This window comes from Kineococcus rugosus (assembly GCF_050871975.1).
GTDB lineage: Bacteria > Actinomycetota > Actinomycetes > Actinomycetales > Kineococcaceae > Kineococcus.
This window is the reverse complement of record NZ_JBJLSJ010000010.1, coordinates 83,886-99,838: the sequence shown is the minus strand read 5'-3', so window position 1 is coordinate 99,838 and position 15,953 is coordinate 83,886. Positions and strand designations below refer to the sequence as shown.

Annotated in this window: 14 protein-coding genes; 6 read left to right on the top strand and 8 right to left on the bottom strand. The window is 77.1% G+C overall.

Going from position 1 to position 15,953, the window contains the following annotated elements; translation table 11 throughout:
* Positions 1-95 precede the first annotated feature (95 nt).
* From ACRYM6_RS07670 to ACRYM6_RS07645, 6 genes are all read right to left on the bottom strand, one after another.
* Positions 96-1,610 carry a hypothetical protein gene (locus ACRYM6_RS07670; protein WP_432542242.1) on the bottom strand — a complete coding sequence of 505 codons (1,515 nt, stop codon included), beginning with the start codon at positions 1,608-1,610 and terminating at the stop codon, positions 96-98.
* Positions 1,607-2,299 carry an ABC transporter ATP-binding protein gene (locus ACRYM6_RS07665; protein ID WP_432542241.1) on the bottom strand — a complete coding sequence of 231 codons (693 nt, stop codon included), beginning with the start codon at positions 2,297-2,299 and terminating at the stop codon, positions 1,607-1,609. Before ACRYM6_RS07665 ends, ACRYM6_RS07670 begins: the two co-directional genes overlap by 4 nt.
* The gene (locus ACRYM6_RS07660; RefSeq protein ID WP_432542240.1) at positions 2,296-2,832 is read right to left on the bottom strand and encodes a helix-turn-helix transcriptional regulator; all 537 of its coding nucleotides are present in this window, start codon (positions 2,830-2,832) and stop codon (positions 2,296-2,298) included. Before ACRYM6_RS07660 ends, ACRYM6_RS07665 begins: the two co-directional genes overlap by 4 nt.
* Before the next feature lie 107 nt (positions 2,833-2,939).
* Positions 2,940-3,458, bottom strand: coding sequence for a 2'-5' RNA ligase family protein (locus tag ACRYM6_RS07655; RefSeq protein WP_432542239.1), 519 nt, complete (start codon positions 3,456-3,458; stop codon positions 2,940-2,942).
* Positions 3,455-3,724 (bottom strand): hypothetical protein, encoded by a 270-nt coding sequence (locus ACRYM6_RS07650; RefSeq protein WP_432542237.1) that lies wholly within the window; start codon positions 3,722-3,724, stop codon positions 3,455-3,457. The genes ACRYM6_RS07655 and ACRYM6_RS07650 overlap by 4 nt, the downstream gene beginning before the upstream one ends.
* A 23-nt stretch (positions 3,725-3,747) precedes the next feature.
* The gene (locus tag ACRYM6_RS07645) at positions 3,748-6,858 is read right to left on the bottom strand and encodes a S8 family peptidase (RefSeq protein ID WP_432542235.1); all 3,111 of its coding nucleotides are present in this window, start codon (positions 6,856-6,858) and stop codon (positions 3,748-3,750) included.
* Positions 6,859-7,038: 180 nt separating this feature from the next.
* Here ACRYM6_RS07645 and ACRYM6_RS07640 point away from each other — a divergent pair, with 180 nt between their 5' ends.
* A complete protein-coding gene (locus ACRYM6_RS07640) occupies positions 7,039-7,686 on the top strand; it encodes a copper resistance CopC family protein (protein ID WP_432542233.1) in 648 nt (215 codons plus the stop codon).
* On the opposite strand, the gene ACRYM6_RS07635 is transcribed toward ACRYM6_RS07640, so the two are convergent.
* Positions 7,658-8,866: an MFS transporter gene (locus ACRYM6_RS07635; protein WP_432542232.1), complete on the bottom strand. Its 1,209-nt coding sequence runs from the start codon at positions 8,864-8,866 to the stop codon at positions 7,658-7,660. The two genes, ACRYM6_RS07640 and ACRYM6_RS07635, sit on opposite strands and share 29 nt — an antisense overlap.
* An 85-nt stretch (positions 8,867-8,951) precedes the next feature.
* Between ACRYM6_RS07635 and ACRYM6_RS07630 the strand changes: the two genes are divergently transcribed.
* Positions 8,952-9,833 (top strand): LysR family transcriptional regulator, encoded by an 882-nt coding sequence (locus ACRYM6_RS07630; RefSeq protein WP_432542231.1) that lies wholly within the window; start codon positions 8,952-8,954, stop codon positions 9,831-9,833.
* Positions 9,834-9,894: 61 nt separating this feature from the next.
* Here ACRYM6_RS07630 and ACRYM6_RS07625 read toward each other — a convergent pair whose 3' ends face one another.
* Complete coding sequence (locus tag ACRYM6_RS07625; RefSeq protein ID WP_432511232.1) at positions 9,895-10,518, bottom strand: superoxide dismutase; 624 nt, start codon at positions 10,516-10,518, stop codon at positions 9,895-9,897.
* A 167-nt stretch (positions 10,519-10,685) separates the two neighbouring features.
* Between ACRYM6_RS07625 and ACRYM6_RS07620 the strand changes: the two genes are divergently transcribed.
* The 4 genes from ACRYM6_RS07620 (at position 10,686) to ACRYM6_RS07605 (ending at position 15,888) form a co-directional block, all read left to right on the top strand.
* Complete coding sequence (locus ACRYM6_RS07620) at positions 10,686-11,393, top strand: HAD family hydrolase (protein ID WP_432542230.1); 708 nt, start codon at positions 10,686-10,688, stop codon at positions 11,391-11,393.
* A 135-nt stretch (positions 11,394-11,528) separates the two neighbouring features.
* Positions 11,529-11,912 (top strand): cold-shock protein, encoded by a 384-nt coding sequence (locus ACRYM6_RS07615; RefSeq protein ID WP_432542228.1) that lies wholly within the window; start codon positions 11,529-11,531, stop codon positions 11,910-11,912.
* A gap of 2 nt (positions 11,913-11,914) precedes the next feature.
* On the top strand, positions 11,915-12,781 hold the full coding sequence (locus ACRYM6_RS07610; protein WP_432542227.1) for a DUF3027 domain-containing protein: 867 nt from the start codon (positions 11,915-11,917) through the stop codon (positions 12,779-12,781).
* Positions 12,778-15,888, top strand: coding sequence for a sacsin N-terminal ATP-binding-like domain-containing protein (locus tag ACRYM6_RS07605; RefSeq protein ID WP_432542290.1), 3,111 nt, complete (start codon positions 12,778-12,780; stop codon positions 15,886-15,888). The genes ACRYM6_RS07610 and ACRYM6_RS07605 overlap by 4 nt, the downstream gene beginning before the upstream one ends.
* The last annotated feature ends 65 nt before the right edge of the window (positions 15,889-15,953 follow it).

Sequence of the window (15,953 nt, the reverse complement as noted above, 5' to 3'; positions counted from 1 at the left end):
CCGGTGGACGACGAGAGCCAGGGCCGGACCGGTCGGGTCGACGGGCAGTTCCACCACGACGGGGGGAACGGTGGGGACCTGCTGCGCGCCGCTGCTCACGGGACCCTCAGGTTCTCCAACGCGGCCGCGGCGCGAACCCGGCCGGACAACGCACGGGCCAGCACGAAGCAGGCGCAGGTCATCGCGGCGGCGACCAGGACGGCGACGGCCAGCGGCAGGAGCGCGGCCCACCACGTGGCGGACTCCCGGACGGGCCACCCGAGCATGAGGGCCGAGTAGGGCAGGGAGGAGACGAGGACGCCGATCGAGGTCACCGGGACCGCGGTGCGCAGCAGCGACAGCGCCTGGACACGCACGAGGCGCGAGGTCGGCACCCCCAGGGCCGCCGTGGAGGCCACGGCTCGCCGGTTCCCCAGGAGCTGGTCGGTGAGGCTCAGCACCAGCGCGGCGATCGCGACGACCGCGGCGACGAGGCCGACCGCTGCGGCCAGGGCCGTTCCCCCGAGGTAGAAGCGGAGATCGTCGGAGGTGTAGTTCTCGTCCATCAGGGTCCCGGCCGCCAACGCCGCCTCGACGCCGAAGGAGAGCCCGCACAAGAACAGGACCCCGGCAACCCCCGTCACAGCGGTGGTGCTGCCCCGCCGTTGAGCGTCGGCCAGCAGGCTCGCTGCGGCGTCACCGCGTCCGCGGACCGCGCGACGGCGGCGCCCGTACGTCTCCGCCGGGGCGTCGCGCGTGCGGAAGATCCCGACCGAGGACCGGGCGACCCCGGCCCCCACCGCGAGCACGAACAGGATCAGGGCCACCACGAGGACGACGGGGAACAGCACGTCGTCGGCCACCTGCCCGCCGACGGCCGGTGAGACCAGCAGGAGGACGGCACCGGACACGGCGGTCAGCAGCACGAACATCCGCGACGGAACCGTGGGAGCCGCGCCGGTGCGTTGCCAGACCAGGACGTCCTGGCGACGGAAGGCGGTGAACCCCAGGACGCGGGCGAGCACCCACAGGACGGCGATGGTGGCCAGCCAGACCAACGGCATCGCCCAGTGGAGGGGAGGCAGCATCCGGTACCCCGCGGGCAGGGCGAACCCCAGCACGAGCCACAGCAGCAGGTACAGCGGGCCGGCGGCCAGTCCACCGCGCAGGAAGGCGGCGGTGGTGCGGGCGGTGCGCAACCGGCGCAGGTCCGCCGCCGTCGCCCCGGCGATCAGCAGTTGCCGGGCTCGGCGGTCCTCGACGACCTGCCCCACCCGCAGGGCCTGCACGGCCAGAGCCAGGAACGGCAGGACCAGCAGGACAGCGGCGACCACGAACCCCGGGCGCAGGCCGGGCTGGGCCAGGAACGGGGCCAGCCCGCCGGCGGCCTCGAACGTGTCCTCGCTGAACTGCCGGCCGTCGGCGTCGGTCCAGTACGAGGTTCCGGTGAAGACGGTGTCCTGCACCGTCGGGACGGACCCGGCGATGAGCAGGGCCACGCCGATGCCGGCCGACGAGGCGGTCGTCGCCCGGGCGCGGACCCGATCGACCCGGGAGCGCACGGTGGTCATCGACCGCACGGCCTCGACGGTGAGGGCCGACCGCCGGGCCGGGGTCTGGACGGCGTTCACCGCAGCACCGATTCGCGCTCGACGTTCCCGTCCCGCAGGCGGATCTCGCGGTCGGCCATCGCGGCGGCGGTGTTGTCGTGGGTCACCAGCACGACCGCGCCCCCGTCGCGCCGCGCGACGCCCAGCAGCAGGTCCAGGACGTCCTGCCCGGTGACCGCGTCGAGGCTCGCGACGGGTTCGTCGGCGAAGACGATGCGCGGTGAGGTGATCAGGGCGCGGGCCACCGCTGCGCGTTGCGCCTCGCCGCCGGAGAGTTCCTGCGGTACGGCCAGCCCGGCCTGCTCGAGCCCGACCGTCGCCAGGGCTGCTCGGGCCGCCGTGCGGGACGCGGCGACCTCCCCTCCGTCGAGCAGCAGGGGCAGGGCGACGTTGTCCTCGAGCGTCATGTCGGGCACGAGCTGGCCGTACTGCAGGACGATGCCGACCTCCCGGCGCCGCAGCACCGCGCGCCGGGACTCGTCGAGCGCGCGCAGGTCCTGGCCCAGCAGGGTGACGTCCCCGGTCTGCGGCACCAGCAGACCGGCGGCGACGTGCAGCAGGGTGGACTTGCCGCACCCGCTGGGGCCGGTGATCGCCACCACTTCCCCGGGTTCGACCTGCAGCGACACCTGCCGCAAGGCGGGTGTTCGCGTGTAGGCGTGCCCGACCCCGCGCAGGGTGAGCGGGATCGTCGCGTCGGTACGGGTCATGACTGCCCTCCGGGGGTGGTCGGTGCGGCCTCGCCGAGGGCGGCGGCCGCCTCGTCGAGCCAGCGCAGGTCGGCGTCGAGGTGCAGGACGGCGTAGCGCCGGGCCAGCCGGGCGCCGAGGTCGCCGCCGTCCGAGGGCGCGGCGGACAGGGCCCGCATCGTCCGCAGGTGGGCGGTGCGCTGCTCGGCCACGACCGAGCTGACGCCGCCGCTGGTGCGCAGAGCGACGATCGCCTTGCGCACCAGGTCTTCCGTGCCCGTCGCCGTGGGCGGTGCGGGCTCTGCGAGCCACGCCTGGAGCCGTTCCCGGCCCGCAACGGTGATCGTGTAGACGGTGCGTTCGGGGCCCCCCTCCGAACGCGTCTCGACCACCTCGACCAGACCGTCACGGGCCAGCCGACCCAGGGTCGAGTACACCTGCCCGAACGGCAGGGGTTTGGCGTCGGGGAACCACGCGTCGTACTCGCGCTTGAGGTCGTACCCGTGCGCCGGCCCCGAGGACAGGAGGGCCAGGTGCAACTCGGCCATGGACATGCGGCGACTGTACACCGGGAGTACGTACTGAGTGAATAGTCGATCGACGGGTAGGTGCCGGACGGCGGGACAGAGTCTGCGCCGGGAGGACCGGTGGACGCCGGGCCTCAGTCGAAGGCGAACTCCTCGAACGGCTCCCACGGCCCGCCGCGGTAGCGGAACACCGCCAGCCCCGTCACCGTGAACGCCCGGGGCGCGAACCCGGCGGTCAGGTCGGCCACGGTGGCGCGGGCGGTGGCCGGGTCGACGAAGTTCTGCACGGTCACGTGCGGCCGGAAACCCTGCTCGTCCTGCCGGGTCAGCCGCCCGGCGAGGGCCCGGGCGATCCGGGCGCGCGCCTCCCCCAGCCCGGGGCACTCCACGACGAGGGCGGCGCCGCGGCCCAGGGACCGCACGGACACCACCTCACCGTGCGGGGCGGGGCGCCGGCAGGCGTCGCGGACGGCGTCGCACACCTCGCCGGCCGCGTCGCCGGGCAGGGCGTGGAACACCGTGAGGTGGGCGGCCAGCTGGTTCCGCTCGGGCGGGAAGAACTCGCGGCGCAACGCGTCCCACCCGGTCTGCGTGGGGCCGTCCACGACCGCGCTGACGATGAGGGGCGCCTCGTCGGTGCCGGGGCCGCTCACGCCAGGGCCGCCTGCAGGCCCACGGCGGTGCCGAACACCCCCGAGGCCAGGCACAGCGCCGCCAGCGCGGTCGCCGCGGTCCACCAGCCGCGGTCGGGGTGCCCGCCGCGCAGGGCGCGCAGCCCCAGCACCAGGACGACGGCCCCGATCACCACCCCGACCGGGGCCAGCGCGAGGGAGACGACCAGCCCGGCGACCGAGGCGATCACCCCGCCGAGGGCGCCGGTGTTCGTGGGCTGCGGTTTCCGCTGCGGGGCCTGCTGCACGGCCCCATGCTCGCACGGACGGGTCAGCCGACCGAGACGACCGTCCGCTCCTCGCCCTCGCCGTACCCGACCGTCCCGAGGTAGCGGGTGCCGGGCTTGAGCCCGGACCAGGACGCCGTGTACGTCGCCGGGCGGCCCTGCGTCAGCGGCAGCGGGTCGGGCTGGACGGTGAACCGCCCGCCGCGGGCCCCCTCGGGCACCACGAACCGGGTGAGGCGGTAGCCGATGGAGGTCGTGCCCGGCGCCCCGGTGAACCCGACGACCTGCAGGACGTGCCGGCCGGGCTGGACGTACCCGTCGATCCGCTCGGTGGCCGTGGTGGAGGTGGAGGCGCCGACGAGCTCACCGAACTCGGTGTACAGGTACAGGTCGAGGTCGGTCCCGGCGTCCCCGGTCAGGTCGAACCGGGTGAACGCGGTGCCCTCGGGGATCGTGACGGGGAACTCCACGACCCGCTGCACGCCGACGCGGCCGGCGTTCACGCGCCCGGCGACCAGGCCGGACGGGCGCAGGTCCAGGGTGCCGTCGGTACCGGCCAGGACGGTGCCGCGCACGCTGCCGGCCCCGTCGTTCGGCGCGGCGAGCTCAGCGGGGACGGGCCCGGTCGCGAGGGGTTTGAGGGCGACCGGGGACCGGACGGTCTGGTTCGCGCCGCCGGTCCAGGTCAGCGCCCCCTGCGCCCACGTCCCGGGTTCGGCGGTGGTGCGGGTGAACGTCACCCGGAACTGCGCGCTCTGGCCGGCCCGCAGGTTCAGCACGCTGGGCTGGACCTGGACGTCGAACCCCGGGACGTCGGCCCGGGCGAGGTAGAAGCCGGCGGTGGTGGCGGTGACGGTGCGGGTCACGGTGCGGGTCGCGACGAGGTCGGCGACGGCGATGGACGGCTGGTTGAGGTCGCTGGGGTCGATCGCGGGCACCCCCGTTCCGGTGGCGACGCCGGCGCCCTCGAGGTAGCTCAGCCACTGGACGGGGGTGGCGTCGTAGACGAGGCCGGGGTCCAGCATCCGGACCGGGTCGACGAACCCGGCGCCGCCGCCGAAGGCGTCGCGGTCGGGGCGGCCGTCGGCGGTCAGGAGGTCCCGGCTGGTCGTCATGAGCGCCGACCTCACCATCGCGGGCGTGAACTCGGGGTGCGCCGCGACGTACAGGGCCGCGAGCCCGGCCACGTGTGGGGCCGACATCGACGTGCCGGACTCGGGGGCGAACAGGTCACCGACCGGGTCGCCGCCGGCGCGGCGGGCCACCGGGGAGTACCCGGCGACGATGCCCGACCCGGGGGCGGTCAGGTCGGGTTTGAGGACGTCGCCGTCCTGCACGATCGCCGGCCCGCGCGAGGAGAACGCCGAGACCTGCGGGGTGACCGTCGCGGTGCCGGAGGTGTTGCCCGGCTGGAAGGAGGCGGTCGGGTTCCGGGTGGAGCGGACGTGGGCCAGGAGGGCCTCGCCCTGGGCGGTGTCGAGGTGCACGGTGGGCACCGCGTGCGCGTCCGGCTCCAGGGAGTTCGGGACCGGGTTGTAGATGATCATCCCGACCCCGCCGGCGCGGGCGACCTCGGCGGACTTCGCGACGCGCGCGGTGAGGGCCCGTTCGCAGACCACGATCCTGCCCCTGACCCTGGCCGGGTCCAGGGAGCCGTCGAGGCACTTGTCCGCGTCGTCGGCGGGGGCCTGGCGGATCCGCGCCGCGGACCCGAGCACGACGGGGGCGGGCGGGAGCGGTTCCTGCGCCAGCCGCGCCCCGACGAGCTTCGTGCCGTCGTCCAGGACCACGGTCCCCTCGCGCAGCACCGACGTGCCGGCGGCGACGGTGGTGACCCACGGGCTCTGGTGGTCGACGGTCGAGACGGCCGGGCCGGAGTTGCCGGCCGAGGCGGCCACGACGATGCCGGCGGAGGCGGCGACGAGGAACGCGGCCTCCACCGGGTCGGCGGGGTCGGCGGAGGGGTCGGTGCCGATGGAGTAGTTGATGACGTCGACGTTGTCCGCGACGGCCTGGTCGATGGCGGCCACGAGGTCGGAGGTCTGGCAGCCGTTGACGCCCTGGTCGTCGGTCCAGCAGACCTTGTAGACGGCCAGCGAGGCGGCGGGCGCGATGCCGCTGACGGTCCCGTAGGACTGCCCGCCGATGGTGGCGGGGACGCCGGTGCGGCCCGCGACGGTGGTCGCGGTGTGGGTGCCGTGGCCGTCGCTGTCGCGGGCGGAGGCGAACTCCTCCTCGCCGAGGGCGTACACCGAGGTGTACCCGGTGCTGAAGGTGCGGGCCCCGACGACCTTCGTGGAGCAGTCCGCGGCGGTCCACTGCTCACCGGTCTCGCAGACCCCGGTGTAGGTGCCGCCGTCGGCCTTGAGCATGCGGATCGTGGACCCCTCGCGGCGGGCGCGCAGCGGGTCGCCGGCGGGGGCCGAGGCGGTGAGCGGGGACGCGGCGGCCACGGAGGGGTGCTGGGGCCACAGGCCGGTGTCGAGGTCGGCGACGACGACGCCCTTGCCGGCGGCGGCGGGGCCGCCGAGCCGTTGCCAGACCCCGCGGGGGCCGGTGAGGCCGAGGTAGGCGGCGGTGGTCCCCGCGGGGGCGGGCGCGGCGGGCGCGGCCAGGGTCGTCGCGGTGCCGGTCCCGGCGGCGGGGGTCCCGGTGGCGGCGGTGGTGGTGGTGGTGGCGGTGTCCGTCGTGGCGAGGTGCCGCGTGGTGTCGCGGGTGACCGAGACGACCCCGGCGGTGGTGGCCAGCTTCGCGGCCTGGGCGGCGGTCAGCTCGGCGCTGAACCCGTTGAGCGCCACGGTGTACCGCTGCTCGACGGTCGCGCCGACGACCTCGGCGGCCTCCGTCTGGGCCTGCACGAGCAGGTCGCGGTAGCGCCGGGTCGTGGAGCGGCCGAGGTCGACGTCACCGGTGGCCGACTTCAGCCGGGGGATGCCGGGCAGCGACCCGTCGTACCGGGCGATGGGGTCCTGGGCGAGCGTGACGACGTAGTGGCCGTCGGCGTAGGCCGCCGGGCCGGTGGCGGGCGCGGCGGCGGGCGCGGCGGGGACGGGGGCGGCGCTCGCGGCGGTCGCGGGCAGGACGGGCGCGACGGCGAGGAGGAGCCCTGCTCCCGTCGCGAGGACCGAGGTGGTGAGCGGACGTCGGGCGACCACGGTGGCCTCCTGGTGGCGAAAGCACGGGCAATGACGAGAAGTGGAACGCCTGTGACTTTCGGTGACGCCCGACGACGGGGTGCAGCCAAGCGGCTACCAGGCGTCGCGTCAAGCGGCGGGTGGGACGTTGCGGAGGCGACCCCCGGAACCGCACCGGCGGCGCTCCGTACCCTGTGGGGCGTGCCGACCTCCCCGCCGACCTCCTCGCCGACCCGCGCGTCCCGTCCCGCCCCCCGCCCCCGGGCCCGCACCCGGAGGGGGTCGCGCACCACCGCCCTCGCGCTGGCCGGGGGCCTGCTGAGCCTCGGCGCCCCGCTGCTGACCGCGGCCCCCGCCGCGGCCCACGACCGCCTGGAATCCACCGACCCCGCCGACGGCGCCGTGGTCGAGGTGGCCCCCGAGCAGGTCGTGATGACGATGTCCTCGACCCCGGTCGCGCTCGGCACGCAGGTCCGGGTGACCGCCCCGGACGGGTCGGTCGTCTCCACCGGCGACCCGCGGATCGTCGACACGGAGATCACCACGGCCCTCACCGGCGAGCGCCCCGCGGGCACCTACGAGGTGCAGTGGCGCGTGACGTCCTCCGACGGGCACCCGATCTCGGGCACCTTCTCCTTCACCGCCTCCGGCGCGGCCACCCCCGCAGCGACCCCCTCGGCGACCGCCTCGCAGTCGACCGACGCCCCCGCGACGACCCCCGCGACGGTCGACCCGGCCACCGCGGTCGACTCCGAGGGCGACCGCACGCTCATCGCGGCCGGGATCGCCGCCGTCCTCGTCGTCGGCGGCGTCGGCGGCGTCATCGGCTACCGGCGACGGCGGGGCTGAGCGGGCGCTCGGCCCGCTCCCGGCGCAGGTCGAGCAGCCACACCAGGACCGTCAGCAGCCCCAGGCCCGCGCCCGCGGCGCTCACCGCGGGCCAGCCGCCCGCCCCCCACGCGGCCGACCCCACGGCCGAGCCGAGCGCCCCGCCGGCGAAGTACGTCGTCATGTACACGGAGTTGATCCGGGCGCGGGCGTCCGGGCGCAGCGGGTAGACGACGTTCTGGTTGGACACGTGCACGGCCTGCAGGAACATGTCGGCCAGGCCGAAGCCGAGGACGAACAGCAGCAGCGACGTCAGCCACGGCGAGCTCGACAGCCCGAGCAGGCCCCAGGTCAGCACGAGGCCGACGGCGCCCAGGCCGGTGGCGAGCTGCCCGCGCCCGGCGTCGGCCATCCGCCCGGCCAGCGTCGCCATCGACGCCCCCGCCACCCCGGCGAGCCCGACCAGCCCGATCGCCAGCTCCGACAGCCCGAAGGCGGGACCGGCCAGCAGGAACGTGGTCGTCGCGAACAGCACCGAGACGCCGGCGAAGCCCAGCCCGCCGAGCAGGGCGCGGGTGCGCAGCCGCGGCAGCTCGCCGACCAGCCGCGCGGTGGAGGCCAGCGTGGCCCGGTAGCCGCCCGCGGCGGTGGGCTCGCTGCGCGGCAGCCGCCGCCGCAGCACGAGGGCGATGACGAGCAGCCCGAGCGCGACCAGGGCGTACGGGGCGTGCCAGTCCACGACCTCGGCCAGGGCCCCGGAGACGCTGCGCGCCAGCAGCGCCCCGATGAGCAGCCCGCTCATGACGGCGCCCACCGCGCGGCCCTCGCGGCCCGGTTCGGCCAGCTCGGCCGCGAACGGGACGAGGATCTGGGCGGCGACCGAGAACGTCCCGGCGACCGCGGTCCCGACCACGAGCACCGGGTAGCTCGGCGCCACGGCGCACACCGCGTGCCCGGCCGCGGCCAGCAGGGCCAGCGTCACCAGCAGCCGGCGGCGTTCGAGCAGGTCCCCCAGCGGCACGACGAGCAGCAGGCCCAGGCCGTAGGAGACCTGCGCGACCGTCACCAGGGCCGCGGCCGCGCCGTCCCCGACGCCGAGGTCGCCGGCGATGGTGTCCAGCAGCGGCTGGTTCACGTAGTTCCCGCCCACGGCGAGCCCGGTGGTCACGGCCATCAGCAGCAGCAGGGGTCGGGTCAGCACCGGGTCATCGTGACCGTCCGCGACCGGACCTGTCCAAGCGATCGAAGCGCCCCGATCGATCGCGGACGGCGATTAGTGTCGGGCCGTGACCCCGTGGCAGCTGCACTGCGTCCTCGCGGTGGCCGACGGCCTGCACTTCACCCGCGCCGCCGCGGACCTCGGCGTCGCGCAGTCCGCCCTGAGCCACCAGGTCGCCACCCTCGAGGCCGAGCTCGGCACCCGGCTGTTCGACCGGACCAGCCGGCGCGTGCGGCTGACGCCCGCCGGGGCGGCCCTGCTGCCGCGCGCCCGCACGGTGCTGGCCGAGCTCGACCGGATGCGCACCGACGTCGTGGCCGCCGGTGGCGCGGTCGCCGGCCGGCTGCGGATCGGGACGATCCCCACGCTGCCGGACCTGCGGCTGCCCGACGTCCTGGCCGGGCTGCGGCGCCGCCACCCCGGCGTGCGGACGACCGTCAGCGTGCGCAGCAGCGACGTCACCCTGGCCGCCGTCGCCGACGGCTCCCTCGACGTCGGCTTCGCCGGGTTCGCGCTGTCCGAGCCCCCCACGGGGGTGGGCAGCCGGCTGCTGGCCGTCGAGCGGCACGTCGCGGTCGTGCGCGCCGACGACCCGTGGTCGGCGCGGCGGCGGGTCCGGCTGCGGGACGTCGCCGCCCGCCCGTGCGTCGACTTCCCCGGCGGGACCGGCGGGCGCCGCCAGACGGACGAGGCGTTCACCGCCGCCAGCCTCACCCGCGACGTCGTCGTCGAGACCGACGACCTGGCCCTGCTGCTGGACCTGGTGCGCGCCGGCGTGGGGACCGCGCTGCTGCCGACCTCGGCGCTGGCCCGCGCCGGGGACCTGCACGCCCTGGCCGTCACCGACGGCCCGGCCCGCCGCACCTACGTGCTGCACGCCGGTGACGGCGCCTCGGCCGCCGCGCGGGCCCTGCTGGCCGAGCTGGAGCACCACCTGCCCGGGCCCTGACGCGCCGGGGGGCGGGACCGGTCCCGGTCCCGCCCCCCGGCTCAGCCGTCCGACCCGCGGGTCAGGGGACGATGAGGCCGTTCGTCTGCGTGCGCGCGCGGTCGAAGCGCGCCTGGGCGTCGGCCCAGTTCACGACGTTCCACCACGCCTTGACGTAGTCCGGCTTCACGTTCTTGTAGTCCAGGTAGAAGGCGTGCTCCCACATGTCGAGCACCACGATCGGGACCAGGCCGAGGGCCAGGTTGCCCTGCTGGTCGTACAGCTGGACGTTGAGCAGCTTCTGCCCGATGGAGTCCCAGGCCAGGATCGACCAGCCGGACCCCTGGATGCCCAGCGCGGTCGCGGCGAAGTGCGCCCGGAACCCGTCGAAGGAGCCGAAGTCCGCGTCGATCGCCGCGGCCAGCTCACCGGTCGGCTTGTCCCCGCCGTCCGGGGACAGGTTCGGCCAGAACACCGAGTGGTTCACGTGGCCGCCGAGGTTGAACGCGAGGTTCTTCTCGTGCAGGTTGACCGTCGCGAGGTCGTTCTTCTCGCGGGCCTCGGCCAGCTTCTCCAGCGCCGTGTTCACCCCCGCCACGTAGGTGGCGTGGTGCTTGTCGTGGTGCAGCTCCATGATCGCCCCGGAGATGTGGGGCTCGAGCGCGGAGTAGTCGTAGGGCAGATCCGGAAGCGTGTAGTCAGCCATGCCTTCTCCTCGTCAGCGATCGTCCGTGCGGGACGTGGACCGGCCTGGCGCCCCCGTACCGCACCCGTGACCTTCGCGCAGCCACCGGGGGCGCGCAACCGGCCCCGGCAGCCTCTCACCGGGAGATCACCGCCGGTCCGCCGGGGTCCGGCACGTAGGGTCGGCCCATGACCCGCGCGTCCGACCCCGCCCCGCCGTCCGCGCCGACCGGGGTCCCGGTCGTGGGCTTCGACCTGGACATGACGCTGGTCGACTCCAGCGAGGGGATCACCGCGACGCTGCGCGCGGTGCTGGCCGAGGTCGGCGTCGCGGTGACGGCCGCCGACACCCGCCCCTACGCCGGGATGCCCCTGGAGCTGATCCTGGCCGGGCTCGCCCCCGGGACCCCGCCGGAGCGGGTGGAGGCGCTGGCGGCCCGCTACCGCGAGCTGTACCCGTCGCTGGGGGTCGACTCGGTGCGCGCCTACCCGGCCGCGGCCGCGGCGCTGGCCGCGCCCGCCGCGCACGGCGGGCGCAGCGTCGTCGTCAGCGCCAAGCACACCCCGAACGTGCACCGCGTCCTGGCGGTGGCGGGCCTGGACGGCGCCGTCGCCGCCGGCGACGTCGCCGGCGACCTGTTCGCCGAGCGCAAGGGGGTGCGGCTGGCCGAGCTGGGGGCCACGGCCTACGTCGGCGACCACCCCGGCGACGTGCGCGCGGCCGCGGTCGCCGGCGCGGTGTCGGTGGCGGTCCCCACCGGCGCGCACGACACCGCCGCCCTGCTCGAGGCCGGCGCCGACGTCGTGCTCAGCGGGCTGGAGGACTTCCCCGAGTGGCTCGCCACGCACGTCGCCGACCTGCGCGAGGGGGAGCGGGCGGTCCCGCTCCCCCGTTAACCTGGACCGACGGCTCCCCGTCCTGGCGACCTCGCGGTCCGCCGGACGCGGACCGGCAGACACCCGAACGCACCCGCCGGTGCGCGCGGCCACCCGGCCGCCGCGCCCGGCGCCCCGCAACTGGAGAAGGTTCCCGTGCCGACTGGCAAGGTCAAGTGGTTCGACGCCGACAAGGGGTTCGGCTTCCTCGCCGCCGAGGACGGCAGCGAGGTGTTCGTGCACGCCTCGGCGCTGCCGACCGGCACCGCGACGCTGTCGAAGGGCACCCGCGTCGACTTCGGCGTGGTGCAGGGCAAGAACGGCAACCAGGCGTTGTCGGTCCGGGTCCTGGACCCCGTGCACTCCGTCGCCCGGGCCACCCGCAAGAAGCCCGAGGACATGGTCCCGATCGTGGAGGACCTCATCAAGCTGCTCGACGGCGTCTCGGGGTCCTTCCGCCGCGGCCGCTACCCCGACAAGGCCGGCGCGAAGAAGATCGCCACCGTGCTGCGGGCCGTCGCCGACGACATCGAGGCGTGAGCGTGACCGAGGAGACCGGCGAGACGACCCCGGGCACCGCGCCGGCGGCCGCCCCCAGGGCCCGTCGCCCCCGCAAGCCGACGCTGGACGCCGCCGCGGCCGGGGCCGTGGACCTGGCCCGCGCCGCGGCCGAGGAGGTCGCCGACGAGGGCACCGTCGGGGAGCACCTCGACGCCGTCGCCGAGGGCGACCGCATCGTCAGCCACACCTTCGCCTGCCTGCTGCCGGGCTACCGCGGCTGGCGCTGGACCGTCACCGTGACCCGCGCCTCGCGGGCCCGCAACGTCACGGTCAACGAGGTCTGCCTGCTGCCCGGCGAGGACGCGCTGCAGCCCCCGCAGTGGCTGCCGTGGGCCGAGCGGCTGTCCCCCGGCGACGTCGGGCCGCAGGACACGCTGCCGCGCAAGGAGCACGACCCGCTGCTGGAGCAGGGCTACGCCGAGACCGGCGACGAGGACGCCGACCGGGTGGCGCTGTTCGAGCTGGGCCTGGGCCGCGAGCGCGTCCTGTCGCCGCTGGGCCGCACCGAGGCCGCCACCCGCTGGTACGACGGCGACCGCGGCCCCCGGGCCGAGATCGCCGAGAACGCCAAGGGGCAGTGCTCCACGTGCGGGTTCTTCGTGCCCCTGGCCGGCTCGCTGCGGCAGGTCTTCGGCGTCTGCGCGAACGAGTGGTCCCCGGAGGACGCGCGCGTCGTGAGCGTCGACCACGGCTGCGGCGCCCACAGCGAGACCGACGTCGAGGTCACCCCCGACGAGCCGGCGACCCCGCTCGTCGTCGACGACCTGTCCCCCGCGGCCCTGGAGCTGTTCCCGGCCGGCGACGCCGACGGCGCGCAGGCCCCCGGGACCGCCGAGGCCGGCCGCTGACCCCCGAGGACCCCTTCGGGACCGGCGCGGTCCGCGACCGCGTCCTGGCGGCCTGGAACGACTCGCCCGCGCGGCTGCGGGAGGACGCCAACGCCGAGGAGGACGCCGCCCTCGGCGCCTACCGCGACCGGCTCGTCGTCGAGCTGGCGCAGAACGCCGCCGACGCGGCCGCGGGCGCCGGGGTGCCGGGCCGGCTGCTGCTGCGCCTGGAGGACGACCCCGCCGGCGGCCCGGGGCGGCTGCTGGCCGCGAACACCGGCGCCCCGCTGACCGCGGCGGGCGTCGAGGGGCTCGCGACGCTGCGGGCCAGCGCCAAGCGGGACGACACCGGGTCCGTGGGGCGGTTCGGGGTGGGGTTCGCCGCCGTCCTGGCCGTCACCGACGAGCCCGCCGTGCGGTCGGCGACCGGCGCGGTCCGGTTCTCCCGCAGCGGTTCGGCCGACCTGGTCCGCTCCCGGGGCGCGGCCGGGGCGGTCGCGGAGCTGGACGCCCGCGACGGGCACGCACCGGTGCTGCGGCTGCCGTTCCCGGCGCCGGGGGCCGCGGCCGTGCCGGCCGGGTACGACACCGTCGTCGAGCTGCCGCTGCGCGACGCGGCCGCCCGCGCGTTCGTGGCCGGCCAGCTGGCGGAGCTGCCGGCGGGCGCGGCGGACGTGCTGCTGCTGGCGCTGCCGGGGCTGGCCGAGGTCGTCGTGGAGGTCCCCGACGGGCCACCGGCCCGGATCGGGGACGTCGGTGAGCGCTGGCGGGTGCTGCACCGCCGCGGGCGGCTGGACCCGGCCGACGTGGCCGGGCGCGGGGTGGAGGACCGGCGGCGGCTGGGGTGGTCGCTGACGTGGGCGCTGCCGCGCACCCCGTCGGTCGCCTCCCCCGGCGTCGTGTGCGCGCCGACGCCCACCGACGAGGACCTGCCGTGGCCGGCGCTGCTGGTGGCGACGTTCCCGCTGGGCCCGGACCGGCGGCGGATCGCGCCGGGGCGGGCCGCCGAGGTGCTGCTGGACGCGGCGGCCGCCGCGTACGGGGACCTGCTGGCCGAGGTCGCGGCCGAGGGCGGCGACGCGCTCGCGCTGGTGCCGTACGGCGCGGCGGCGGGCCGGGTCGACGCCGAGCTGCGCCGCCGGGTGCTGGACCGGGCGCGCGACGTGCCGCTGCTGGTGTGCGTGGAGACCGTCGACGGGCTCCCGCTGCCGGTGCGGCCCGGTTCCGCGGTGGCCCTGACGGGCCCGGGGGCGGACGACCCGTCGCTGCTGGCGGCGCTGGCGCCCGTGCTGGCCGGGCTGGTCCGCGCGCCGCGGCGCGACGACCGGCTGCTCAGCGAGCTGGGCGTGACGCGGATGGGTCTGGCCGAGGTGCTGGACGTGCTGCCCGGCGGGGACGGCCCGACCGCGCAGGCGCTGTTCGCGGCGCTGGCGCCGCTGGCCGCGGCCGACCCGGTGGCCCGGGAGGCGATGACCGGGCTGGCGGTGCCGCTGCTGGACGGCCGCCGGGTGCGCGGGGTGCGCGGCCTGGTGCTGCTGGACGCCGGGTCCGCGACGGACGCGCTGGGGGCCGGCGGGGCGGGGGTGTTCGCGCCGTTCGGGCTGCGGGTGGTGGACCCGGACGTGGCGGTCGGCGCCGCCCGCGACCTGCTGGTGCGGCTGGGCGCCCGCGAGGGCGGGGCGTGGGCGGTCCTGACCGACCCCGCGGTCCGCGCGGCCGTGGCGGCCTCCCCGGACGCCGAGGACCCCGAGGAGGTGGCCGCGGCGGTGCTGTCGCTGGTCGAGGGGGTCGTCTCGCGCGACGAGCCCGCTCCCGGGGCGGTGGACCGGGACGCGGTGGAGCGCGTGCGCCGCACCCTGCCGTGGCTGTCCGACCTGGCCCTGCCCGACGAGGACGGCGAGCTGACCCCGGCGGGTGCCCTCGTGCTGCCCGGGACGCTGGCCGAGCGGGCGCTGGACCCCGACGAGGTGGCCCGCGTCGACCCGGACCTGCTGCGGGGGTGGGGTTCGCCGCTGCTGGAGGCGGTGGGGGTGCTGTCCGGCCCGGCCCTGGTGGACCTGCCCGAGGTCGACCTCACCGACGTCGAGGCGGCCCTGGACCTGGGGCTGGCCGGGTTCGGGGAGTACGTCGAGGACGTCTGGGCGGACGTGCTGGACGACCCGGGGGCCGGGACGTCGGTGGCCGCGGCCGGGGCCGTGCGGGACCTGGACCTCGTCGTCGCGCAGTGGCCGCAGGTGCTCGCCGCGCTGGCCGCCGACCCCGCCGGGGTGCGGGCCCTGACCGAGCCGTGGGTGCTGGGCCCGCACCGCCGCCCCGGCCACACCGCCTGGTGGCTGCGCCGCCACGGCCCGGTGCCCTCGGTGACCCGCGACCCGGCGGGCACCGCACCCGGCTGGCTGCCCGCGGCGCCGGGGTGGGCCGCGCCGCTGCCCGCACCGGTGCGCCGGGTGCTGGGCGTGCTGCCCGACCTGACCGGCGCGGGGGTCGCCGACCTCGACGGCCTGCTCGACCTCAGCGCCCGGCGGGCCCCGGCCGCGGCGGACCTGCTGGTGCTGTGGAGCGTCCTGGGCCGCCTGGCCGGGCAGGCGGGCGCGCTGGCCCCCGAGCGGCTGGCCGCCCTCGACGCCGGCGGGGACCCGGTGGTCGCCGGCGCCGACGACGTGGTGGTGGCCGACGACCCCGCGTGGGCGCAGCGCACCGACCTGGGCCCGCGGCTGCTGGTGCCCGACGCCGAGCGGGTGGCCGACCTGCTCGACGTGGACCTGGCCTCCGACCGCGCCGACGGGCACCTGGAGCACCCGGCGGGGCGGGAACGGGCCGTCCCGGCCGCCGCGCTCGCGCTGGTGCCCGGGCTCGCGCCGGCGTGGACGCACGTCGCGGCGCTGACGTGCGACGGGGTGGACGTGGCGTTCTGGGTGGCCGACGGGCACGTCGTGGCGACCTCGCCGTCGGCGGCGGCCCGGGGCCTGGCGTTGGCGGCCGGGGCCTGGTGGGCCCGCGGCCCGCTGGCGCGGCTGCTGGAGGACCCGGCGGCGGCGGCCGAGGTGCTGGCCGAGGAGCTGCCCGGGCTCGGTCAGGACCCCTCCCCGCCGGTCGGGTCCCCAGGGGCGGCGCGGCCCGCGCCCTGACCGCGGTGCCGCTCGCGGGGCGCCACCGGCGGACGCCCGCGGTCGAGGCGCGGACCCGCGCAGCG

Coding starts and splice junctions, on each gene's coding strand:
- ACRYM6_RS07620 (WP_432542230.1), top strand. CDS start 10,686: ATGACCCGCGCGTCCGACCCCGCCCCGCCGTCCGCGCCGACCGGGGTC.
- ACRYM6_RS07665 (WP_432542241.1), bottom strand. CDS start 2,299: ATGACCCGTACCGACGCGACGATCCCGCTCACCCTGCGCGGGGTCGGG.
- ACRYM6_RS07625 (WP_432511232.1), bottom strand. CDS start 10,518: ATGGCTGACTACACGCTTCCGGATCTGCCCTACGACTACTCCGCGCTC.
- ACRYM6_RS07660 (WP_432542240.1), bottom strand. CDS start 2,832: ATGTCCATGGCCGAGTTGCACCTGGCCCTCCTGTCCTCGGGGCCGGCG.